Source organism: Halpernia sp. (assembly GCF_048269545.1).
Classification (GTDB): Bacteria; Bacteroidota; Bacteroidia; order Flavobacteriales; family Weeksellaceae; genus Halpernia.
On record NZ_JBLXIJ010000002.1, the window covers coordinates 476,546 to 499,239 of the forward strand.

The window sequence follows — 22,694 nt, forward strand, 5'->3', positions numbered from 1 at the left end:
AAAGAGAACTCACGCGAAGAGTTCAAAGGTAAATATTCAAAAAAAATACATTTTATTGACGTTTGACGTAAATATATGCCACTAATGCACGAATATTTTTAAAAATTGAAAAATAGAAAGTTTGCGCTCTTAGCGAAAATCTTTGCGCCTTTGCGTGAAATTTTGTTGTAGTGAAGTTGTAAAAATTAATTACATTTATTCTTATGAAAAAATATATTATTCTATTAATTATTTTCTGTTTTGCAAGTTTAAAAGCGCAAGAATTAAAAGCCTTTCAGTTTTATAATCAAAATGGAAGGGAAATTAAAACTGAAAAATTAATCAAAAAACTCGCTGATTTTGATGTGGTTTTATTTGGTGAATATCACAATAATTCTATGATTCATTGGTTGGAATTTAAAATCGCAGAAGAACTTTACAAGCAAAAAGAAGGAAAACTGATTTTGGGTGCAGAAATGTTTGAAAGAGATAATCAAACGCAATTAAATCAATATTTAAACGGTAAAATTTTAGCCAAAAATTTAAAAGATTCCGTGCGACTTTGGAATAATTATGAAACCGATTATCGTCCGATTGTAGATTTTGCAAAAGAAAAAAACCTCGAATTTATTGCTTCAAATATCCCCAGAAAATATGCTTCATTAGTTGCAAAAAATGGTTTAGAATCTTTGAATTCTCTTTCAGAAAATGAGAAAAAATGGATTGCAAAACTTCCGATTTCTGTCTCACTAGAAACGCCAGGTTACGAAGGAATGAAAAAAATGATGGCGGAGCATTCGGGAGACAAAGCCATGAATTTTGTTTCTGCACAAGCCACGAAAGATGCAACTATGGCGGAATCGATTTTTAATAATTTAAAAACTGATTATACTTTTCTGCATTTTAATGGCGATTATCACAGCAAAGAATTCGGCGGCATTTACTGGTATTTAAGACAAAAATATCCGAATTTAAAAATTGCTGTAATTTCTATTTTTGAAAGTGAAAATCCAGAATTATTGCTTCCAACTAAAGATTTTAAACTGACAGATTTTAATTTGGTAATTCCTAGTGATATGACGAAAACGTATTAAAAGGCGTAAAGTCGTGAAGTTGTGAAGTTGTGAAGTTGTGAAGTTGTGAAAATCTAAAAATAAAAATAGGATGTATCAATATTATTTTGAAAAATTGGAAGTTTGGCAAAATGCAAGAATTTTGGTTTTGGATATTTATAAAATTTCTAAAAAATTTCCAAAAGAGGAACAGTTTGGGATTACCAATCAATTGAGACGTGCGGCAACTTCCATTACTGCAAATATCGCAGAAGGAACTTCCAGAAAAACAAATAAAGACAAAGCAAAATTTATTAATATTTCTTACAGCACAAGTTTGGAAGTTATCAATTTTCTAATTCTGTGTTTAGATTTAGAATTTTTGTCAAATGAAGAATATCTAGAATTACGAGAGAAAGCAGAAAAAATTACCAACCAACTAAACGCCTTTTATAATTCTCTACAATAATAAAAAAACAATTTACCTTTTTCACAACTTCACAACTTTACGTCTTTACAACCTACAACTTTACGCCTTTACAACTTTACATTTTTTACGTAATTTTGCCCCATGATAAAAATCGGAAATATAGAACTCCCCGACTTTCCTTTGCTTTTGGCTCCGATGGAAGATGTTTCAGATCCGCCATTTCGCAGATTGTGTAAAATGCACGGTGCAGATTTAATGTATTCTGAATTTATTTCTTCAGAAGGCTTGATTCGCGACGCCATGAAAAGCCGACAAAAGTTGGATATTTTCGATTATGAACGTCCTGTTGGAATTCAAATTTTTGGCGGCGATGAAGAAGCAATGGCACTTTCAGCAAAAATCGTGGAAACGGTTGAACCCGATTTAGTAGATATTAATTTTGGTTGCCCCGTAAAAAAAGTCGTTTGCAAAGGAGCAGGAGCCGGCGTCTTAAAAGATATAGATTTAATGATTCGTCTTACTAAAGCCGTTGTAAATTCTACACATTTGCCTGTAACTGTGAAAACTAGACTTGGTTGGGACACGGAAACAATTAATATTATGGAAGTGGCGGAAAGACTTCAAGAAACTGGAATTAAAGCCTTAACAATTCACGCCAGAACGCGCTCCCAAATGTATAAAGGTGAAGCCGATTGGAATTATATCTCAAAAGTGAAAAATAATCCAAATATTGAAATCCCGATTTTCGGAAACGGCGATGTTAATTCACCAGAAAAAGCTTTGGAATATCGAAAAAAATACGATTGTGACGGAATTATGATTGGTCGTGGTGCGATTGGTTATCCGTGGATTTTTAATGAAGTAAAACATTTTTTTGAAACTGGAGAAAATTTGCCAAAACCCACAATTGCACAACGGTTAGAAGCCGTTCGCCAACACGCAGAATGGAGCACAGAATGGAAAGGCGAAAAATTAGGTTTGATAGAAATGCGACAACATTATGGCAATTATTTCCGTGGAATTCCTCATTTTAAAGAATTCCGCGTGAAGTTTTTAGAAGTTTTAAATATGGAAGAAATGGCTGAAGTGATTGCTGAAACTGAAGAGTTTTATGAGGAGTTTAGTTTCTAACCTTATTTCTAAATATATGGAAATTTAATTTTCTAATGAAAGCTTTTAGAAAACATTGGTTTGATATTGGCGGATTTTTATCAATACTCTGCATCGGATTTATTATTTTAAATTTTAAAAATTTCAGCGATTATCAATTGATTTTATGGTGCAGTTTGGTTTCACTTTTCTGGCATCAACTAGAAGAATATAGATTTGCAGGTACTTTTCCTGGAATGATAAATACAGTAATGTTCAAAAGTAATTTGCCCGATAGATTTCCGCTGAATACGAATACTGCAATGTTAATCAATGTTTTTCTGGGATGGTTGGTTTATTTTTTAGCAGCAATTTTTGCAGAAAAAGCAATTTGGTTGGGAATTGCAGCCATTCTTATTTCCTCTGGAAATATTATTGCGCATACTTTTTTATTTAACATTAAAGGAAAAACTTTTTATAATGCGGGTTTAGCAAGTTGTTGGCTTTTGTTTGTACCAATTATCTATTATTTTTTTAAAATAATTTTTAGAGAAAATCTAGCATCAAATCAAGATTGGCTTATTGGGATTATTTTAGGATTGATTTTAAATTATTTTGGTATTTTAAAAATGATTGTTTGGCTTTCTAATAAAAAGACAACTTATATTTTTGAGCAAAGAAATCTTTTGCCAAAAGATAGAAAGTCGAAATAAAAATCCTATTGTCACAAGAGCAAAATTTCACTTCTTTCCGTAACTTTGTTTATCATTTTTATACTAATTAATAAAAATTAATAATGCTGAAAGCGGAACACGTTACCAAAACTTATAATGCCGGAAAAAAACTGGCGCTGGAAGATTTCTCAATTGATGTTCCAGAAGCGTCCATTTACGGACTTCTCGGTCCAAATGGCGCAGGAAAAACAACTTTTATAAGAATCATCAACCAAATTACTCAAGCCGATTCGGGGAAAGTTTTTATTAATGGTGAACTTCTAAATCCATCTCACATCAGACAAATTGGTTACATGCCGGAAGAACGTGGTTTGTACAAAAATATGACCGTGGGAGATCAACTTTTATATTTTGGTGAACTGAAAGGAATGACCAAAAATGATGCTTTAAACCAAGCAAAATATTGGTTTGAGCAATTGCAAATTGACCAATGGTGGAAGAAAAAACTGAGTGAACTTTCTAAAGGAATGGCACAAAAAATTCAGTTTGTGGTTACGGTTTTGCACCGACCAAAATTATTAATTTTTGATGAACCTTTTTCTGGTTTTGATCCGGTAAATGCAAATTTAATTAAAGATCAAATTTTAAAATTAAAAGAAGATGGCGCAACTATTATTCTGTCAACTCACAGAATGGAAAGTGTGCAAGAAATGTGTGATAGCGTCGCTTTGATTGATAATGCAAGAAAAATTATTGACGGAAAAGTTTTTGATGTAAGAGAAAAATTTAAGAAAAATATTTTCTCAGTTACACTTTCGGATATTCAAAATGAAACTTTTGAGCAGTTTAAAAGTAAATACGATATTAAAAACATCAAGCAGGATAATCATTTAATTTCTTTTGATTTAAAAAGTGAAATCGAGCAGAAAATAATTTTACAAGATTTGCTTTCAAGTGGAAATATCAGAACCTATGACGAGAAAATACCAAGTATGAACGAAGTTTTTATTAATGCTGTAAGCGCACCAACTTTTTAAAATGAAAAATATAATACTCATTACCAAACGCGAATTTCTAACGCAGGTAAAAAAGAAATCTTTCGTCATTCTTACACTTTTAGCGCCACTTTTATTTATTGCTTTTGGTGCAATAATCGCAGTGATGTTTAAAGCAAACGAAACAAAAAGTACTTTTAATGTAGTTGATAAAAGCGGTGTTTTTGCAGAACATCTGAAATCTACAGAAAATATAAAATACGTTTATGTCCCAGAAAGTGCGGAAAAATCCATCGTTTCTAGTTTAAAAGATATGAAAGGAACGGACGGAATTTTGATTTTGCCAGAATTAAAAAATAATGATTTCACTACTTTTGAAAAGGAAACAAAATTACTTTTAAATACTAAAATTGGTTTTGATACAAAACAGAAAATCGCTTCGGATATTTCTGGCTTGGTGAAAAAAGTAAAGATTAAAAATTTAGGAATTACGGAAAATCAATTAAGCGATTTGGATAGAAGTTTTAATCTGAGTACTAAAAATGTTGTAGATAATAAAAAAGCAGATTCTGATTTAAGCTTTGGTGTAAAATCTGGTTTAAGTATGGTTTTGATGTATGCTGTTTTTATGTTCATCATTATTTATGGCGTTCGTGTTATGCGTAGTGTTTTGGAGGAAAAAAACAATCGTGTGGTAGAAATTATTATTTCTTCAGTAAAACCATTTGAACTAATGATGGGAAAAATTTTAGGTGTTACTTTTGTAGCACTCACACAGTTTTTTGTTTGGATTACAATGGCTGTAATTGGCGCTTTTCTATTAAACAAAACTTCAACATCGGGTGAAAATATTTTAGGGAAATTTGATATTTTAGAAATTTTAAAACAAATTTCTCATACATTATTGGATTTAAATTATGGTTTAATAATTACTGTTTTTCTTATTTTCTTTTTTCTGGGTTATATTTTTTACAGCTCAATGTACGCTGCAATTGGTTCTGCTGTTGATAATGAAACTGAAACGCAACAATTCACACTTTTTGCTATAATTCCTTTAATGCTCGGAATGTATGGAAGTTTTTCTATAATGAATAATCCAGAAGGACCGATGGGATTTTGGCTTTCGATGATTCCTTTTACTTCGCCAGTTGCGATGATTGCGAGAATACCTTTTGGCGTTCCAATTTGGCAAATTATATTATCTGTTGTGATTTTATTAGCAACCACTCTGTTGATGGTTTATATTGCGGCAAAAGTTTATAGAGTTGGAATTTTGATGTATGGCAATAAAGCAAGCGCAAAAGAACTTTGGAAATGGATTAGAAGTTAATTGTGAAGTTGTAAAGTTGTGAAGTTGTTTAGATGTGAAGTTGCTTGTAATTAGTAAACAAAAAAAATTCAACCATTATTTATGGTTGAATTTTTTTTAAATCTAAATTAAAATTTCTGAAATCTACTTTTTCTCAAAAACTTCTTTGCTAAAGGTTCCATCTTTATTTGGTATTTCAATCAAATAATTTCCGTTTTCAAGATAACCTAAAGTCATAGATCCATTTTCTAAAACGACGTGGAAAATATCTTTTTTAGATGTTTCTGTAAATGTTGCAAAAGGAATGGAACTGTTTGGCGATAGTAAAATAAATTTTCCGTTTCCAATAATAATTTTTTGATATTTTAAATTTCCGTTCGTGTAATTATTGGAAGTATTTTTAGAATTCTCTTCATTAGTTTTAGGTTTTATTTCTTCCTTTTTAACTTCCTCACTTTTTTGAACTTTATCTACATAAGTATTTTCAACTTTATCAATTTTAATCTGTAAAGGTTGTTTCACTGGTGAAGAATTTGGAATATTTTTTAAAATATTCTGAAGTGATTCATTATAACCTAATTCAAAATCTTTTTCGTTTGAAACGCCTTGTTGTGACAAAATAACTTTATCATTGCAATCTTTAGCTTCTAAAGTTAATTTAGTTTTAAACATATTACCAGATTTCACTACATTAACTAACGCGACTTCACAAGGATTTTGTTTTAATTCTTCTGGCCAATTATCTCTATCTTTTTGAATTACTTCATAACCTTTTGAATGTAGTTTTTTTACTAAATTAGAATTCAAATCAAATTGATTATCATGAAATTCCTTGAAATCTTGAGGAACGTAAATGTATTTATAATCCGATAGTTTTTGCGCATTCAAGACATTACAGCACAAAAACAAAACAATATAAAAGATAGTTTTCATTTTTAAAATAATTTAGATAAAGATATTGATTTCTAATTTAAAATGTATAAATATTTTATTGAATTAATTTAATTAGTAAAATAAAAATAAAAAAACCTAAATCATAAGATTTAGGTTTTTAGTATTTTTTGAAGTGTTTATCTTTTTGTTCTTCCTTTAGTATTGGATTTTGCATCTTGCGCAACACGGAAACCTATCCAACCAAAAGCTCTTGTTTCATCTTTAAATCTTCTTTGTCCTGGATCTAACCAATAAGCTGTATCTAACCAAGAACCACCTTTTACAACACGAACCTCATCAGAAACTTTTGTAGTTCTTTGTTTAGTGTCTTTTTGTAAAATTACACGACCTTTAGAATCTACAATAAATTTTTTCTTGCTGGAATTATACATTGTGAAAGCTGCGGTTGTACTATCTTGTTCTCTTCCATAACCTGCATCTAAAGAAGATTGAAAATCACCATCTCTAAAGTTTCTGTTATCTGCTGTTTCTTCTCTAGCGTATTGTCCAGGTAATCCTTTATAAACTAATCTACCATCAGAAAGTGTGTCAAATTTTACAGTATTATCTTCAATTTTCTTGAAAGTTCCATCTGGATTTTTTTCAACTTTTCTCGTTATATTTCCACGGAAATAATTAAAATCATTTGCTTCTTCATCTATTATTGGTCTATAAACATCTGCAGTCCATTCTGCCACATTTCCAAACATTCCATAAATACCTAAATCATTAGATGGATATTGTTTTACATCAGAAGTTATTGGCGAACCATCATTTTTCCAACCTGCAACACCGGAATAATCTCCTTGTCCCATTTTGAAATTTTCTAAATACATTCCTCGGTTTCTTCCTTTTTTGCCTTTTAACTTATCAATTTCTGGTTCTTTACCTTTATATAAATTATATTCTCTATCTTTTTGCATACCAAGTGCGGCAAATTCCCATTCAACTTCTGTGGGTAAGCGGAATTTTTCAACTAATCCCGACATTGCATTTCGATTTGCAGCGGCAATTCTGGCATTTGTAGTTTTAATGCCGGTTGCTTTTTGCAATTTACTTTTGTTTAGTAGAGCATCAAGTTCTGCATCACTCGCTTTATATTTATCTAAATTAAAAGCATTTGCACCTTGATTATTCGCTTCATTAATATAATAATCTTTTGATAAAATTCCTTTATCCATTAATGCTTTTTCGTTTGCACGATTCGTTAACCAATCACAATATCTTGATGCTTGTAACCATGTCACTCCTACTACTGGATAATAATCATATTCTGGAGCGCGAAAATAACTTTCAGCAAAATCATTTCTAGAAAGTTTATTATTCCAAACTAAAGTATCTGGTAAAGCTCCTGTGTAAATTTCCTTAAAATTAGGATCAGATGGTGGAAATACATACTTTAACCAAGTTACGTATTCTCTATATTCATAATTTGTAATTTCAGTTTCACCAATAAAAAATGAACTTACTTGCATTCTTCGTGGTGTATTATTCCAATCGTGCATTACATCATCTTTTACCAATCCCATTGTAAAAGTACCACCTTCAACATAAACCATTCCTGGCCAACCTTTTTGTTTTTGTTGTTTTCCGGTAAAAAACCAACCTTTTTTATCATTTGGTTTCCAACCCGTTTTACTCGTAAAACGTTTTGTACCGCCACCTTTTTTGGAGTTACCTCCGCCACAACTTGTGAGTATAAAAGCAGCGCATAATGTTATTAAATAAAACAACTTTAGTTTGTTCATACTATCTTAAATATTTTCAGGATACAAAGAAAAAATAAATAATCCAATTAATCAAATAATGATTTGGGTTTTTAGCAAAACGTTAACAAATATATTTTATTGTTATTATAAGAATATTTTAATTTTTTCGTTTAATTTGTAGCCGATTACTATTATATGAAACGCAATTTACTATTTATTATTTTCTTTAGCATTTTTTCAATGTTAAGTGCCCAAAACATAACTCTTAATTGGGATGGTTCCACAAAAATAAATTTTGGTTCTGAAATTAAAACTTTGCCATATTTTTCCAATGAAGGTTTCTATTTTGAAGATGGAAATATCATTATTCGTATAAATGAAAAAACAAAAGATCTTTTAAAAGTAGAAAATATACAATGGGCAAAGGTTTTAGAAAAAGATTTATTTGATATTTCTAAATACGATTTGCAATCTAATAATGATGTAAGTGTAAGTTCCTACCAAAAAGATGGTGAAAATTATGCTTCTATAAGAGTTGCCGCTTTTAAAATGGAGAATGGACAAATATTTAGATTAGTGAGTTTTTCATTAAATAAAGATAATAAACCGCAAAGAAGTTTTATAAATAGATTTGGAACTACAGATAATCCTTTAAAACAAGGTACTTTTTATAAAATAAAAGTTGATAAATCTGGAATTTTTAAAATTACTACTCAATTCTTGCGTGCAAATGGAATTAATCCTGCAGATATAAATCCGAAAAACTTTAGAATTTATGGCAATGGTGGTCTTATGTTACCTGAATATAACCAAGATAATTATTATAAAACATTACAAGAAGATGCAATTGAAGTTATTGGAGAATCTGACGGTGTTTGGAATGATAGTGATTACGCATTATTTTACGCACAAGGTCCCGATGGATTTAATATTTACAAAGGACAATTAGGAGATCCAACCAATCGGCTAACAGAAACTAGAACAGATAAAAGTTTTCATGTAAAAAATATTTATGAAAATTATTCTTATTATTTTATAAATTTTGATATTGGTGAAGGAAAAAGAGTCCAAACCGTAGATAGTAATCTTCCTTCAGATCTTATTACTAGATATGATGACTACCAAGTTTTAGATGAAGACAAAATAAATTTATTAAAAATCGGTCGTATTTTCTTAGGCGATTATTTTAATAGTGATAAAAGCATTTCATTTACCACCAAAACACCCATAAAAGCAGATGATAATATTATATATAAAACACAAGTTGCACCTTATCAATTTCAAGGAAATTCTTTAAAAATAAACATTAATGACAAAAATGAAAATAATTTTTCTTATTCTACAAGTGGACAAGATTATGTTTTTACCGATTACCGAGGCGTTGTAAATGGAATTACTGGAAACCAAATTACTTTTAACTATAAGCCAACTATAGGTTCTAATCCAAATGGTTTAGTTTATCTAAATTATGCCGAAGTTTCCTATAAACAAGATTTAGTTTTTAATGGTTCTCAGATGAATTTTCGCAGTTATGATATTGCTGAAAATAGCAATACACTTTATGGATTTTCTCTTTCTGGAGCCACGGGAATTGATGAAATTTGGGATGTTTCTGATGTTACAAATTCTAAAAAGAAAGTAAATAAAACTTCTGGTGACACTTTTAATTTTGGATATCTTTCAGACAATCAATATTTTAGTAATGAATTTGTTGCTTTTAAAAATTCTTCAGCTTACGAACCTACTTTTGTAAATAAAATTGGAAATCAAGATTTATCTTCACTAGCAAATATTGATTATTTAATTATTACAACGCCAGAAATGTTGAGTCAAGCGCAACGTTTGGCGGATTATCATAAAAATACTGAAAATTATAACACTGCAGTTGTAGATGTTAATAAAATTTATAATGAATTTTCTAGTGGAAGCAAAGATATTACAGCAATTCGAAACCTAGTAACAAGATTAAAAACTACAAATGGCAATATAAAATATCTTATGATTTTAGGAGATACTTCTTTTGATTATAAAGGAGTTCAGTTTCCTTCATCAGATATAATTCCAAGTTATGAAAGTGAATACAGCCAAAGTTTCAGTTCATCATTTGTTACAGACGATTATTTCGTGATGACGGCAAATCAAACTTCAAATAATATCCAAACTTTGCTTCCAAATTTACCAGTTGGAAGATTACCTGCTGCAAATGTTTCTGAAGCAAAATTAATGATTGATAAAACTTTAGCTTATTATAATGCATTACCAAATCAATCTACACCTTTTGGAGAATGGCGTATGAAATTGGATTTTGTAGTAGATGATGATTTAAAAAATGATACAAGTGGAATTGCTTTTCATACTGTAACTAACAATGCAATCGCAGTTAACTTTGAAGGAGCAAATACAGATAAACCAGAGTATAATGTTCGCAAATTATATTTAGATTCTTTCCCTGCCGTAAATACGGCAGGTGGACAAAGATTTCCTCAAGTAAACCAAGCCATAAGCAATGATATAAGTAATAGTTTATTTTTATTTTATTTTGGACATGGTGGAATTAATGGTTGGGCGCAAGAAAGAGTTTTAACATCTACAGAAGTTCAAAATTTTAATAATTTTAATGCTGTTTATAGTAGATTTCCTTTAGTCTCAACAATTACTTGTGAATTTACACTTTGGGATGACCCTTCAACAAATTCTACTGGAGAACAAGTTATAAAATCTAAAACCGGTGGTGCAGCAACAATGATTACTTCTAGTCGCGCAATTGGAATTGATTACGGAATAGATTTCACTACAATTTTAATTGATGAGTTATTTAAATTAGAAAACGATGATTTCAAAAGTTTAGGAGACGCTTATTTAAACGCAAGAATTATAAAAGGTCCAAATTCTAACCATTTAAAAGTAAATTTTTTGGGAGATCCTGCGATGAAACTTAGTCGTCCAAAAAAATTAATAACAATAAATAATATAGTTTCTCCAATTCCCGGTCAATTGCGGGCTTTAGATTTTGTAACCATAAATGGAGAAGTTAAAAAACCCGATGGAACCTTAGATGAAACTTTCTCAGGAAGAATTTCTATTAATATTTTCGATAAAATATTAAATAAAAAAACTTTAAATAATGATGGTTATGTTTTACCAATATTAAATTATACCGAAGAAGGAAGTCCTATTGTAAAAACTTCAGGAGAAGTTAAGGACGGTAAATTCTCTATAAAATTCTACGTTCCGAAAGACATTAATTATACAATAGGAACAGGAAGGATTTTAGCTTATGCAGATAACAAAAAATTTGATGTTTTCATTAATCAACCCTACCAAATCGGAGATATTAATCCAAACGGTTTAAATGACAATACACCTCCTGTTGTTCATCTTTTTATGAATAATACCAATTTTGCAGATGGCGGAATTACAGATCAAAATCCTACTTTTTTAGCTTGTGTAAGTGATGACACGGGAATAAATTCTACCGGATCAGGAATTGGTCACGATATTACTGTGATTTTAGATGGCAAAGTTATTAATACTACAGTTTTAAATGATTTCTATTTTTCTGGTGAAGGAAATGGTTGTGTTAACCCTACTTTAGAAGATTATCAAAAAGGAAACGTTTCATATCCATTCCGAAATTTAACACCTGGAGCGCATCAATTGGTTTTTAAAGTTTGGGATATTAATAATAATTCTACTACGGAAACGTTAAACTTTATAGTAAAAGATGAAAGTGATCAAAAATTAATTGTTAAAAAATTACTAAATTGGCCGAATCCTTTTACAGATAAAACCTACATTCAATTTGAACATAATTGTGCAGATATTTTAGATGTAAATGCGCAGATTTACACTATTACAGGAAAATTAGTAAAAACAATTTCTACACAGGTTACAGCAGAGCCCTTTTTCCAAGGTTTTAGAACACCCAGAACTGCAATAGAATGGGATGGTAAAGATGATTTTGGAGATACTGTTGCAAAAGGCGTTTATATTTTTAAAATATTTGCACGTAGCCAAAACCAAGATAAATGTAAAGGAAGCGCAACTGCAGTAGAAAAAATGGTATTATTAAAATAAAAAAGATTAAAAAAATTACCTATGATTTTAAATAGAAAACTCTTATTGACTGTAACTTTGGGATTAAGTATTACAGCTTTTTCACAAAATTTAAACGACATAAGACCTGTTCTCACAGGCGCTCCATTTCTTAGAATTTCTCCAGACGCACGCGCAGGTGGAATGGGAGATCAAGGTGTTGCAACCTCATCAGATGCCTTTTCTGAGTTTTGGAATGCTGCAAAATACCCTTTCAGTCGTTCTACATCTTCAGTCGGAGTAAATTACACACATATGAGTAAATTAACAAATGATGTTTTTTTACTTTACGGCGCTTATCACCAGTTTTTGGGAGATGAAGAGCGTTCTACAATTTCTGCAAGTATTTATTACTTCAATATGGGTTCTGTAGATTTAACTAAATTAGTAGGAACAGAAGTGGTTTCAGAAGGAACCGCAAAACCAAATGAATTTTCAATTGATGTTGCGTATGGATTAAAATTAACGGATAATTATTCCATGGCGGTAACTGGAAGATACATTAGATCAGATTTATCTGGCGGATTTAATTCTGATAATACTTTAAAACCGGCAAATTCTTTCGCAGTAGATGTTTCTGGTTATTTTTTAAGTCCAAAACATCAAAGTTTCGGTGATTACGAAGGTCAAGCAAGAGCTGGTTTTGCAATACAGAATTTAGGTCCACGTTTAGATTATACGGGAAATGACGATTCCAAATCTTATCTTCCAACTACAGCAAGAATTGGAGCAGGTTATGATTTATATATTGATGATCTAAATAAAGTGGGCGTAAGTCTGGAAGCATCAAAATTATTAGTTCCTGGTCCAGAAATTACTGGAACGGATGTCAATGGAAATCCAGTTTATGATGTTCCAAATGTTGGTGTAATTGAAGGAATTAGTAAATCTTTTAGTAACAAAAAAAGTACAATGTTAAGTGGCGCTTTAGAATATACTTATGACAATGCTTTTTCTTTAAGAACTGGTTATTTCCACGAAAGTGACGAACAAGGCGGAAGACAATATGCAACTGTCGGAATTGGTTTGAAATATCAATCTTTCGGTTTAGATATGTCTTATTTAGTAAATACTTCCAAAATAAATTCAGCCTTAGATAATACTTTAAGATTTGGACTTACTTGGACGATTGGTGATGAGACTTCAAACGCTCAGGATTATTAAAATAATTTTAAAAAATTTCAAAAAGAGTCTCCTTTGCGAGACTCTTTTTAGTTTTAGAAGTTTAAATTTGTTAAAAGTTTTTTTTTAAATGTCTTATACTTCAGAATTTAAACGTTTCGTAACCAGCCAATACATTTATGCAGCGGTAAGAGTTACTTTGGCGGTAGTTCTTCCAAGTATTATTTTGGCGTATTTTGGTGTATTAAAAGAATTATTTTTATTTCCACTTGCAACCAGTTTTATTGGTCTTACAGATCAACCAGGACCAGTTATTCGTAGGAGAAATTCTATGCTCCTTGCGGTTTTATGCTTTTTTATTGCAGCTGCAGTTGCAGGTTTAGCAAAAGGAAATCCCATTTTTATTTTTATTGAACTTTTAGTTTTTGGTTTCTTTTTCAGTATGATCGGGATTTACGGACAACGTTTATCTGCAGTCGGTTCGTTAACTTTAATTGTTCTTGCAATTTTTATAGATGGTCATCTCACAGGAAATAATGCCTTAAAAAGTTTAAGTATATTTCTTGCCGGAAGTCTTTGGTTTGTTTTAATCTTTTTAATTATTACCCGTTTGCAACCTTACAAATTAGCCAGTCAACAAATTGGTGAAAATTACATTTTGCTCGGAGAATATTTGAAAATTAGAGCGCAACTTTATCTTCCAAATCCCAAATATGATATAATTTTTGATGAAATAATTACTCATCAAATTAAAATAAAAAATCTTCAAGAAGACACTCGAGAAACTGTGTTTAGAACACGGCAAATTATTAAAGAATCTACAACTACAAGTCGTTTGTTAATGTTGATGTTTTTAAATTCTATTGATTTACACGAAAAATTAATGACTTCAGAAAGTGATTATAAAACTTTACATCAAGATTTAAAAAACCAAGAAGTGCTCTCTGCAATGAATGTTTTTCTTTTAAATTTAGCAGCAGAAATTACGAATATTGGTATTGATTTGCAATCTGGTATAAAATCTAAACCTTTAGCAAATGTTGATGATGAGCTTGATAAGCTTTATACCACTTATTACGATTATAGAAATAAAGAATTATCTGCGGAGAATTTAGAAAATTTTATGATACTTCGTCAGATTTTACTGCGGATTACCGAGCTCAGCTCAGAAATAAAAAATATTTACAAAGTATTTTCACAAGATATAAAATTGGCAAAAAGTCTTTCCTCTGGTTTAGATTTACGACAATTTTTAAGTAAAGAAGAAAAATTAAATTTCAAAGTTTTTAGAAATAATTTAAGTTTAAATTCCAAACAATTTCGCCATGCAATTCGCGTCACTTTAGCTTTATTAATTGGTTATGGAATTACAAGAATTTCTTTTTTTCCGGTTGGTCACGCTTATTGGGTTTTGATTACGATTGTGGCAATAATTCGCCCAAATTATAGTATTACAAAACATCGAAATTATGTGAGATTACTCGGTACACTTTGCGGTGCACTTCTCTCCTATTATCTTCTTTGGCAATTTTCTAATAACGGGATTTTACTCTTTTTTCTTTTAACAAGTATGATTTTGGCATTCAGTTTCTTAAAAGGAAAGTATTTTTGGGCGGTATTCTTTATTACTATTTATGTTTTCTTAGCCTTTAATTTCTTAAAACCAGGAAATATTAATGTGATTTTTAAAGACAGAATTTTTGACACATTTGTGGGTGGAATTGTAGTTTATTTAGTTTCTTATTTTGTTTTACCCGTTTGGGAACACACTCAAAATTTAGATTTAATGAAAGCCGCCACTCAAGATAATATTAAATATTTCAAATCTGTAATGCAGAATTTTGAAGTTGAAAAAACAGAAGAAAATGTTCAAGAATTCAAAATCAATAGAAAAGCAGCTTTGGTTTCTTTAGCCAATCTTTCCGATAATTTTCAGCGTATGCTTTCTGACCCCAAAAACCAACAAAAAAAACTAGAAAAAGTACACCAATTTGTTACCACATCCCATTTATTTACAGCTTATACTGCATCATTATCTCAATATTTTAGTGGTACGAATTTAAAAAAATATCCGGAAATAGATGCCCAGAAATGGACAGAAAAAATAAGTTCTGAACTTCAAAATTCTTTAAATATTTTAAATAATGTTTCTTCAGAATTTCATCAAAAAGAATTAGAAATCCCAGAAAATGAAATAGAATTTTTATTAAACAAAAGAAAACAAGAATTAGAACTAAATGAAATAACTGACCGGCGAGATCCAACGAAAATTTCACATTTAGCCGAACTCAATAATATTACCGAACTTTTAGAATTAATGTCTGATGTGGCCCGCGAACAAAGAAAAGCTTTAAAAGATTTCCAACCTTTTATTGCGGTTTAAAAACAAAAATATTTCACAAAAAATACAGTTATTTTCAAACTATTTTAACGAAGTCAAAAAAACTGACGAATATTTATAATCTTTAATACAACCTATTTGTTAAAAAAACTTTGTGACTTTGTGGTTTAAATTAATCCACAATTGTAAAACAAAAATCTTCAAAAAACCTAACACGTGCCGTAAATTGATCACAATTTTCATCATCATAAACTCTGCATTTAATTGTATCTAAATTTTTCAAATCAAATGCTTCCACTTTATAATTCCTTTTTAAAGACCAATAATTAGAATGATGGATTTTATAAAGACTTTCTTTTACTGACCAAATCACAGTTAAATATTCTACCTTTTCCTCTTCCAGAAAAAATTTCGCTTCATCTGGATAAAGAAATTTATGCTCAATTCTTAAAATTTTCGGATTAAATTGTTCCATATCAATTCCAATTTTTTCTTTAGAAATAGCAATGGCTGCGAAAGGAAAAGAATGTGTAATAGAAATATGAAAATCATTCGGATCCAAATATGGTTCTCTCTCTTTGTATAAAATTTTGTGATTCGGCAAAACACTTTTTAAAGCTTTCCGTACTAAAAGTGCTTCTTTAATTTTGGTAGGATGATAATTTTTTACTTTCTCTAAATTTTCAACTTCTAATAAAATTTCAAAATTCAAATCTTCTCCTTCACTAAACTTCCAAATAAGAATGGTGGCTTTGTCATCTGAGAAATCTTTAAAAAGAGGCATTATTAAAAAATTGATTCGAGACACAAAAATACTTAATAATATTATCATTAAAAATTATAGATAAATCATTTTTTATGAAAATTCATGATGGTTCCTGTGCAACATTAAAAGCTAACGAATCGAAATTAACAATAAATTTTATTAAGTATAAAAAAGATTAATTATTTACGAAAATAGCTTAAAAAAAACCTGCTATTTTTAAATTAATAGTAGGGTTTTTTATTATTTAATTTGAAATTTTGGCTGAGAAATTATTAGTTCGTAAATTTGCACAGATTATTAATAAATAAAATAAAATTTTTAATGGATACGCAAACAAAATATGTTCCTTATAAAGTAAAAGATATCAATTTAGCAGATTGGGGAAGAAAAGAAATTACTTTAGCTGAAGCAGAAATGCCTGGTTTAATGGCAATCAGAAAAGAATATGGTCCTTCTCAACCTTTAAAAGGAGCAAGAATTGCAGGATGTCTTCACATGACAATTCAAACTGCGGTTTTAATTGAAACTTTAGTTGCTTTAGGAGCAGAAGTTACATGGAGTTCTTGTAATATTTTCTCTACACAAGACCACGCTGCAGCTGCAATTGCTGCCGCAGGAATTCCAGTTTACGCATGGAAAGGTTTAACTGAAGAAGAATTTAATTGGTGTATAGAACAAACAATTTTCTTTGGTGAAGATAGAAGACCATTAAATATGATTTTAGATGATGGTGGAGATTTAACAAATATGGTTTTTGACCAATTCCCAGAATTAACAAAAGATATTAAAGGACTTTCTGAAGAAACTACAACAGGAGTCCATAGATTGTACGAAAGAATGGCAAATGGAACTTTGGTAATGCCTGCAATTAACGTAAATGATTCTGTTACCAAATCAAAATTTGACAATAAATATGGTTGTAGAGAATCTGCAGTTGACGCAATTAGACGAGCAACAGATTTAATGTTAGCTGGAAAAAGAGTTGTTGTTTGCGGTTATGGCGACGTTGGTAAAGGAACTGCGGCTTCATTTAAAGGAGCAGGTTCAATTGTTACAGTTACAGAGATTGATCCAATTTGTGCACTTCAAGCTGCAATGGACGGTTACGAAGTAAAAAAATTAGATTCTGTAGTTGCAAACGCAGATATTATAATTACTACAACTGGAAATTACAACATTGTTCAAGGAAAACATTTTGAAAAAATGAAAGATAAAACCGTTGTTTGTAACATCGGGCATTTTGATAATGAATTGGATATGGCTTGGTTAAATAAAAATTTCGGTGACACAAAAACTGAAATTAAACCACAAGTTGATCTCTATAATATTAATGGTAATGATATTATTATTCTTGCAGAAGGAAGATTGGTAAATCTTGGTTGTGCAACAGGTCATCCAAGTTTTGTAATGAGTAACTCATTCACAAACCAAACTTTAGCTCAAATCGAACTTTGGACTAATTCTGAAGCTTATGGAAATGAAGTTTATATGTTGCCTAAACATTTAGATGAAAAAGTGGCTGAACTTCACCTTGCAAAATTAGGTGTAGAACTAGAAACTTTAACGCCAGAACAAGCAAAATACATTGGTGTAGAAGTTGAAGGGCCTTTTAAACCAGAATATTACAGATATTAATTTTTAGAAGAACGTTGTTTTTTCTCTCTTCAATTAATTTACAAATCCGTCTCTCCAAAAGAGACGGATTTTTTTGTATAATATTTCAAAAAAAGTTGTAATTTCAATTAATGAAAATTCGGCTTCTCTTTTTTGCATTTTTATTTCTGCATTTTTTTTCTGCACAAGAATCTGGTTTTCAAGTGAATTCTGGGAGAAAAACAGTAATTCATTTTCAATTAATTAATAATTTAATTTTTATTCCCCTAAATGTAAATGGTGTAAATCTTACTTTCCTTTTAGATTCAGGCGTTGCAGAAACTATTCTTTTTAGCTTAGAAGATAAAGAAGTCAGTTTTAAAAATACTGAAAAAGTAAAATTTTCTGGTCTGGGTGATAATAAAGAAATTTCTGGTTTAAAATCTGTGAAAAATGATGTAAAAATTGGAAAAGATTTTGAAGATAATTCTCACACTATTTATTTAATTTTAAATGAAGAATTTAATTTTTCTTCCCACGTAGGAATTCCGGTGAATGGAATAATTGGTTATCATTTCTTTAAAAATCATCCCATACAAATTGATTACGTTTCAAAAAAAATTACCGTTTTTAATGATGATAATTATTACAACAGAAAAAAAAGAAAATTTGATGGTTTTGAAATTTCTGTAGAAGATAAAAAACCTTATATGACTGCTTCTGTAAAAATGACCAATGAAGCAAAACCCTCAAAACTTCTTATAGATTTAGGAAATAGTGATGCCATGTGGCTTTTTCCAAAACTTATAAAAGATTTTGTGTACAATAGACCCAATATTGATGATTATCTTGGAAGGGGTTTTAATGGTGATATTTATGGTAAAAGAAGTAGAATTAAGGAATTATCCATCGGGAATTTTAATTTAGAAAAACCACTTACCGCAATGCCCGATGAATATTCCATTCAACATTTAAATTTAGCTAAAGATAGAAAAGGTTCCATAGGAAACGAAGTGATGCGCCGTTTTACTGTTATTTTCGATTATCCAAACTCAAAGATTTATCTTAAAAAAAACAGGAATTTTCATGAACCATTTCTCTTTAACATGAGTGGTTTAGACATTAAACACGATGGAATGGAATGGGATAAAGATTTGGTAAAAGTAAATACGGAAAATAAAACCGATATGAGAGGTGCGAAAGAAGCTTACAATTCTAGCAGTTCTTTTCAATACAAATTTACTTTAAAACCAATTTATTCCGTTGCAGCTTGTAGAAAAGATTCACCTGCATTTTTAGCAGGAATTAGAAAAGACGATTTACTTTTGAAAATAAACAATAAAAAAGCCGCAGATTTTACACTCCAAGATATTTTTGAATTATTAAAATCCACCGAAGGCAGAAAAATAAATTTAGAAGTTAAGCGTAAGTTTGAAATTTTAAAATTTAGTTTTACATTAGAAGATCCAATTCCTTACGAAGACCAATAATGGAACAAACTACTTTTGATCAAATCCGTTCTCGGCCGAGATTTAAAATTTTCACCGAGACAACAAAAGAAAAATATGCTTTACATTTAAAAGAATTTTTAAATAGTAATGAATCACGTTTTTCTGGAAACATCAACAGTGAAACCGCAACAATTAGTGTAAAAACAAAAGAAAACCCATATTGGAAACCATTTCTTTCTTTAAGAACAGAGTTTGATTCGGAAAAAAATATTACAATAATTTGCGGCGTTTTCGGACCAAGTTCTTCAGTATGGACTTTTTTTATGTTTCTTTATTTCATTTTCGGTATATCTTGGATGGTTTGTTTCACGCTTTTTTATGTTGCAAAACAAATAAAACAAGATGGTTATTCTTGGTCTTTTCCCGCTTCAATACTATTTTTATTTTTTATTTTTATTACTTATTTCATTGGAAGAATTGGTCGCAAAAAAGGAAAACAAGAAATGAAGGAACTCCGGAATTTCGCAGTAGAATCTAGCTTACATTTAGAAACAAAAAAATAATTATTGCATTTCAGAGAGCACTTTTTCTCTATTCTTTTGTTCCGCTAAAATTTTCTCAATAAATGGATGAATATTTTTTGCTAACTCTTTTTCAGAAATTTGATTACCCGTAGAATTATTTAATAATTTTAACCAAGGTCTTTCTCCGCCCCAATTATAATCGCCATTAACAATTACAGGGATTCCATTTGCTTTTACAGTATTTCCGTTATCGGTTAAAACCCATTGTTCTGCAAAACTATACATCCATTCTGCATCATTTTTTAACAATCTCAAACAAGAATGTGACGCTGGAAATCCGGGCAAATCATATTCATGCCATCCAATTCCTAATCGATTTGCAATATTCACATTATAAGGTAATTTCCAATCAGAATCAACTGTACTAATTGCTAATTTCTTTTTCCAATTGGTGAAATGTAATCCAGTCGCAGTTTTCGCCGATTTTTTTCCCAAACTTGTGGGTCCCCATTTTTTTAAATCGCCATTTTCATAAACTGCAAAAGCTTGAATGGGATAAGAAAAATAAACAAATTTCTTTACCTTTTTAAGCAAATCAACTTGCGCTGGAAAAGGAGAATATTTTAAAAAATTGTCATAAAATTTATTTGGAATTATCAAAGTATCTGCTCTCCAACTGTTTTTTTCATCTAATCTATTTAAAGCTAAAATAGTATAACGTTCTTGTTCAGAATATTTTTCTTTAAAAACCGACATGGCGGAATCTCTTTTTTTCTTTGGGAAAATAAAAGCAGAAAATTTTATATGAGCTTTTTCAATAGAATCTTTTCTAATGGAATCCTGTTTTGCAGAATCTACTTTCTCTTCTTTTGTAGGAGTTTCTTCCGTTGTGGGTTTTTTCTCTTTTTTACATTGAATTATAAAAAGAAATAAAAAAGACAGCACAAAAATAATTGAAGATTTATTTAAATTAAATTTCATTAATTAGTTTTTTCATAAGTTTCAAAAAGAGTACCAAAAAACTTATTATTAAAGGAAAAATTTAAAAATAAAGCTCAAATTTAGATTTTCTTTAACTAAGAAAAAACTTAATACTTTGTATCTTTGGGAAAAGAAATAAGAATATGGATATTACTCAACTTGAACCCAAAGTAATTTGGAAAAATTTCGCAGCCTTAAACAGTGTTCCCCGACCTTCTAAAAAAGAAGAACGTGTGATTGCATTTATGAAAAAATTTGGCGAAAATTTAGGTTTAGAAACCCGAGTAGATGAAACTGGAAATGTCATCATTAAAAAACCAGCCACATCTGGAATGGAAAATCGTAAACCAATCGTAATGCAAGGACATTTGGATATGGTTTGTCAAAAAAATAACGATATCAATTTTGATTTTGAAACGCAAGGAATTCAAATGGAAATTCAAGACGATTGGGTAAAAGCAAAAGGCACCACATTAGGCGCGGACAATGGTTTGGGAGTTGCCGCGATTATGTCTGTTTTAGAAAGTAAAGATTTAGCGCATCCTTCTTTGGAAGCACTTTTCACCATAGATGAAGAAACAGGAATGACAGGAGCAATTGGTTTAAAACCCAATCAACTTCATGGTGAAATTTTATTAAATCTCGATACTGAAGAAGATGATGAAATTGATATTGGTTGTGCAGGAGGAGTTGATGTAACAGCGTCTCAAAATTATAATTTGGAAGATTCTCACGGACAAATTGTAAAAATTGTAGTGAAAGGATTACAAGGCGGTCATTCTGGAATGGACATTATCAAAGGATTTGGAAATGCAAATGTCATTTTAGGAAGATTACTATTTTCGGCTTTAGAAAAAGAAAATATTCAATTAATTTCAATTGATGGCGGTGGATTAAGAAACGCCATTCCGAGAGAAGCAAATGCTGTTTTTTCCGTAAGAAATTCTGTAGAGTTTATTGAAAAAGCACTTCAATTAAAAGCAGATATTTTAGAAGAATTTGCTTCAATTGAAAAAGATTTACAAATCAATATTGAAAACGCAACTTCTCCTGACAAAGCTATTTCTGAAGGAGATTCAAGAAAAATAATTTTAGCTCTCAATGCAGCTCATAATGGCGTTTACAGAATGTCACCGGATGTAAAAGATTTGGTAGAAACTTCTAATAATATTGCAAGAGTTGAACTGAAAAATGGTGATTTGAAAATTATGAATTTATCCCGATCATCTGTAGAATCAAATAAATTAGCTGTTGCCAATCAATTAAAATCTGTCTTTGAATTGGCGGGAATGAATGTTGATTTTGCTGGTTCTTATCCAGGTTGGAAACCAAAACCTGGCGCGGAAATTATAAAAATAATGACTGAAATTTATAAAAAACAATTTGGAGAAACACCTTCTGTTGTAGCTTGTCACGCAGGTTTAGAATGCGGAATTATTGGTGCAAATTACCCGGAAATGGAAATGGTTTCTTTCGGACCAACCATTCGTGGCGCGCATTCACCAGACGAACGCGCGAGTATTTCTTCCACCCAAAAATTCTGGAAATTTTTAAAAGAAATTTTAGCGAATATTCCGGAGAAGAATTGAGATTTTAGATTTTACAAAAACTACGTTTTAAATAAAAATTCAGCAAATTAATTTGCTGAATT

The 22,694-nt window shown here is 30.3% G+C and carries 17 protein-coding genes; 13 read left to right on the forward strand and 4 right to left on the reverse strand.

The features are described from left to right. Window positions 1-203: 203 nt before the first annotated feature. From ACN0WB_RS05460 to ACN0WB_RS05485, 6 genes are all read left to right on the forward strand, one after another. Window positions 204-1,073, forward strand: a complete 870-nt coding sequence (locus ACN0WB_RS05460) for a ChaN family lipoprotein (RefSeq protein WP_417429631.1) — start codon at window positions 204-206, stop codon at window positions 1,071-1,073. Window positions 1,074-1,143: 70 nt separating this feature from the next. Next, window positions 1,144-1,500 carry a four helix bundle protein gene (locus ACN0WB_RS05465; RefSeq protein WP_417429633.1) on the forward strand — a complete coding sequence of 119 codons (357 nt, stop codon included), beginning with the start codon at window positions 1,144-1,146 and terminating at the stop codon, window positions 1,498-1,500. 102 nt (window positions 1,501-1,602) lie between these two features. Continuing rightward, window positions 1,603-2,592, forward strand: a complete 990-nt coding sequence (gene dusB / locus ACN0WB_RS05470) for a tRNA dihydrouridine synthase DusB (RefSeq protein WP_417429635.1) — start codon at window positions 1,603-1,605, stop codon at window positions 2,590-2,592. 35 nt (window positions 2,593-2,627) lie between these two features. Beyond that, a complete protein-coding gene (locus tag ACN0WB_RS05475) occupies window positions 2,628-3,263 on the forward strand; it encodes an HXXEE domain-containing protein (RefSeq protein ID WP_417429637.1) in 636 nt (211 codons plus the stop codon). Between the two features lie 83 nt (window positions 3,264-3,346). Continuing rightward, window positions 3,347-4,261 (forward strand): ABC transporter ATP-binding protein, encoded by a 915-nt coding sequence (locus tag ACN0WB_RS05480; RefSeq protein WP_417429638.1) that lies wholly within the window; start codon window positions 3,347-3,349, stop codon window positions 4,259-4,261. Window position 4,262: 1 nt separating this feature from the next. After that, on the forward strand, window positions 4,263-5,549 hold the full coding sequence (locus ACN0WB_RS05485) for an ABC transporter permease (RefSeq protein WP_417429640.1): 1,287 nt from the start codon (window positions 4,263-4,265) through the stop codon (window positions 5,547-5,549). Window positions 5,550-5,672: 123 nt separating this feature from the next. Here the strand turns inward: ACN0WB_RS05485 and ACN0WB_RS05490 are convergent, their stop codons facing one another. Beyond that, window positions 5,673-6,461: a hypothetical protein gene (locus tag ACN0WB_RS05490; protein ID WP_417429642.1), complete on the reverse strand. Its 789-nt coding sequence runs from the start codon at window positions 6,459-6,461 to the stop codon at window positions 5,673-5,675. Between the two features lie 137 nt (window positions 6,462-6,598). After that, window positions 6,599-8,209, reverse strand: a complete 1,611-nt coding sequence (gene gldJ / locus ACN0WB_RS05495; RefSeq protein WP_417429644.1) for a gliding motility lipoprotein GldJ — start codon at window positions 8,207-8,209, stop codon at window positions 6,599-6,601. A 201-nt stretch (window positions 8,210-8,410) separates the two neighbouring features. On the opposite strand from gldJ, the gene porU reads away from it, so the two are divergent. The 3 genes from porU (at window position 8,411) to ACN0WB_RS05510 (ending at window position 15,770) form a co-directional block, all read left to right on the forward strand. Continuing rightward, a complete protein-coding gene (gene porU / locus ACN0WB_RS05500; RefSeq protein WP_417429646.1) occupies window positions 8,411-12,247 on the forward strand; it encodes a type IX secretion system sortase PorU in 3,837 nt (1,278 codons plus the stop codon). 21 nt (window positions 12,248-12,268) lie between these two features. Continuing rightward, window positions 12,269-13,429, forward strand: a complete 1,161-nt coding sequence (gene porV, locus ACN0WB_RS05505; RefSeq protein ID WP_417429648.1) for a type IX secretion system outer membrane channel protein PorV — start codon at window positions 12,269-12,271, stop codon at window positions 13,427-13,429. Window positions 13,430-13,517: 88 nt separating this feature from the next. Beyond that, window positions 13,518-15,770, forward strand: coding sequence for an FUSC family membrane protein (locus ACN0WB_RS05510; RefSeq protein ID WP_417429650.1), 2,253 nt, complete (start codon window positions 13,518-13,520; stop codon window positions 15,768-15,770). A 130-nt stretch (window positions 15,771-15,900) separates the two neighbouring features. On the opposite strand, the gene ACN0WB_RS05515 is transcribed toward ACN0WB_RS05510, so the two are convergent. Next, the gene (locus ACN0WB_RS05515) at window positions 15,901-16,512 is read right to left on the reverse strand and encodes a 4'-phosphopantetheinyl transferase superfamily protein (protein ID WP_417429652.1); all 612 of its coding nucleotides are present in this window, start codon (window positions 16,510-16,512) and stop codon (window positions 15,901-15,903) included. A gap of 303 nt (window positions 16,513-16,815) precedes the next feature. Here ACN0WB_RS05515 and ahcY point away from each other — a divergent pair, with 303 nt between their 5' ends. From ahcY to ACN0WB_RS05530, 3 genes are all read left to right on the forward strand, one after another. After that, entirely contained in the window at window positions 16,816-18,129 is a 1,314-nt protein-coding gene (gene ahcY / locus ACN0WB_RS05520; protein WP_417429654.1) for an adenosylhomocysteinase, read from the forward strand. 110 nt (window positions 18,130-18,239) lie between these two features. Beyond that, window positions 18,240-19,577 (forward strand): PDZ domain-containing protein, encoded by a 1,338-nt coding sequence (locus ACN0WB_RS05525; RefSeq protein WP_417429655.1) that lies wholly within the window; start codon window positions 18,240-18,242, stop codon window positions 19,575-19,577. Continuing rightward, window positions 19,577-20,101 carry a hypothetical protein gene (locus ACN0WB_RS05530; RefSeq protein ID WP_417429657.1) on the forward strand — a complete coding sequence of 175 codons (525 nt, stop codon included), beginning with the start codon at window positions 19,577-19,579 and terminating at the stop codon, window positions 20,099-20,101. Before ACN0WB_RS05525 ends, ACN0WB_RS05530 begins: the two co-directional genes overlap by 1 nt. Here ACN0WB_RS05530 and ACN0WB_RS05535 read toward each other — a convergent pair whose 3' ends face one another. Then, entirely contained in the window at window positions 20,102-21,043 is a 942-nt protein-coding gene (locus ACN0WB_RS05535; RefSeq protein ID WP_417429659.1) for a L,D-transpeptidase, read from the reverse strand. A 143-nt stretch (window positions 21,044-21,186) separates the two neighbouring features. Between ACN0WB_RS05535 and ACN0WB_RS05540 the strand changes: the two genes are divergently transcribed. Continuing rightward, a complete protein-coding gene (locus ACN0WB_RS05540; protein WP_417429661.1) occupies window positions 21,187-22,632 on the forward strand; it encodes an aminoacyl-histidine dipeptidase in 1,446 nt (481 codons plus the stop codon). The last annotated feature ends 62 nt before the right edge of the window (window positions 22,633-22,694 follow it).

Coding starts and splice junctions, on each gene's coding strand:
- ACN0WB_RS05490 (WP_417429642.1), bottom strand. CDS start 6,461: ATGAAAACTATCTTTTATATTGTTTTGTTTTTGTGCTGTAATGTCTTG.
- porU (WP_417429646.1), top strand. CDS start 8,411: ATGTTAAGTGCCCAAAACATAACTCTTAATTGGGATGGTTCCACAAAA.
- ACN0WB_RS05540 (WP_417429661.1), top strand. CDS start 21,187: ATGGATATTACTCAACTTGAACCCAAAGTAATTTGGAAAAATTTCGCA.
- ACN0WB_RS05465 (WP_417429633.1), top strand. CDS start 1,144: ATGTATCAATATTATTTTGAAAAATTGGAAGTTTGGCAAAATGCAAGA.
- ACN0WB_RS05510 (WP_417429650.1), top strand. CDS start 13,518: ATGTCTTATACTTCAGAATTTAAACGTTTCGTAACCAGCCAATACATT.
- ACN0WB_RS05475 (WP_417429637.1), top strand. CDS start 2,628: ATGAAAGCTTTTAGAAAACATTGGTTTGATATTGGCGGATTTTTATCA.
- dusB (WP_417429635.1), top strand. CDS start 1,603: ATGATAAAAATCGGAAATATAGAACTCCCCGACTTTCCTTTGCTTTTG.
- ACN0WB_RS05485 (WP_417429640.1), top strand. CDS start 4,263: ATGAAAAATATAATACTCATTACCAAACGCGAATTTCTAACGCAGGTA.
- ACN0WB_RS05480 (WP_417429638.1), top strand. CDS start 3,347: ATGCTGAAAGCGGAACACGTTACCAAAACTTATAATGCCGGAAAAAAA.
- gldJ (WP_417429644.1), bottom strand. CDS start 8,209: ATGAACAAACTAAAGTTGTTTTATTTAATAACATTATGCGCTGCTTTT.
- ACN0WB_RS05460 (WP_417429631.1), top strand. CDS start 204: ATGAAAAAATATATTATTCTATTAATTATTTTCTGTTTTGCAAGTTTA.
- ahcY (WP_417429654.1), top strand. CDS start 16,816: ATGGATACGCAAACAAAATATGTTCCTTATAAAGTAAAAGATATCAAT.
- ACN0WB_RS05530 (WP_417429657.1), top strand. CDS start 19,577: ATGGAACAAACTACTTTTGATCAAATCCGTTCTCGGCCGAGATTTAAA.
- ACN0WB_RS05525 (WP_417429655.1), top strand. CDS start 18,240: ATGAAAATTCGGCTTCTCTTTTTTGCATTTTTATTTCTGCATTTTTTT.
- porV (WP_417429648.1), top strand. CDS start 12,269: ATGATTTTAAATAGAAAACTCTTATTGACTGTAACTTTGGGATTAAGT.
- ACN0WB_RS05535 (WP_417429659.1), bottom strand. CDS start 21,043: ATGAAATTTAATTTAAATAAATCTTCAATTATTTTTGTGCTGTCTTTT.
- ACN0WB_RS05515 (WP_417429652.1), bottom strand. CDS start 16,512: ATGCCTCTTTTTAAAGATTTCTCAGATGACAAAGCCACCATTCTTATT.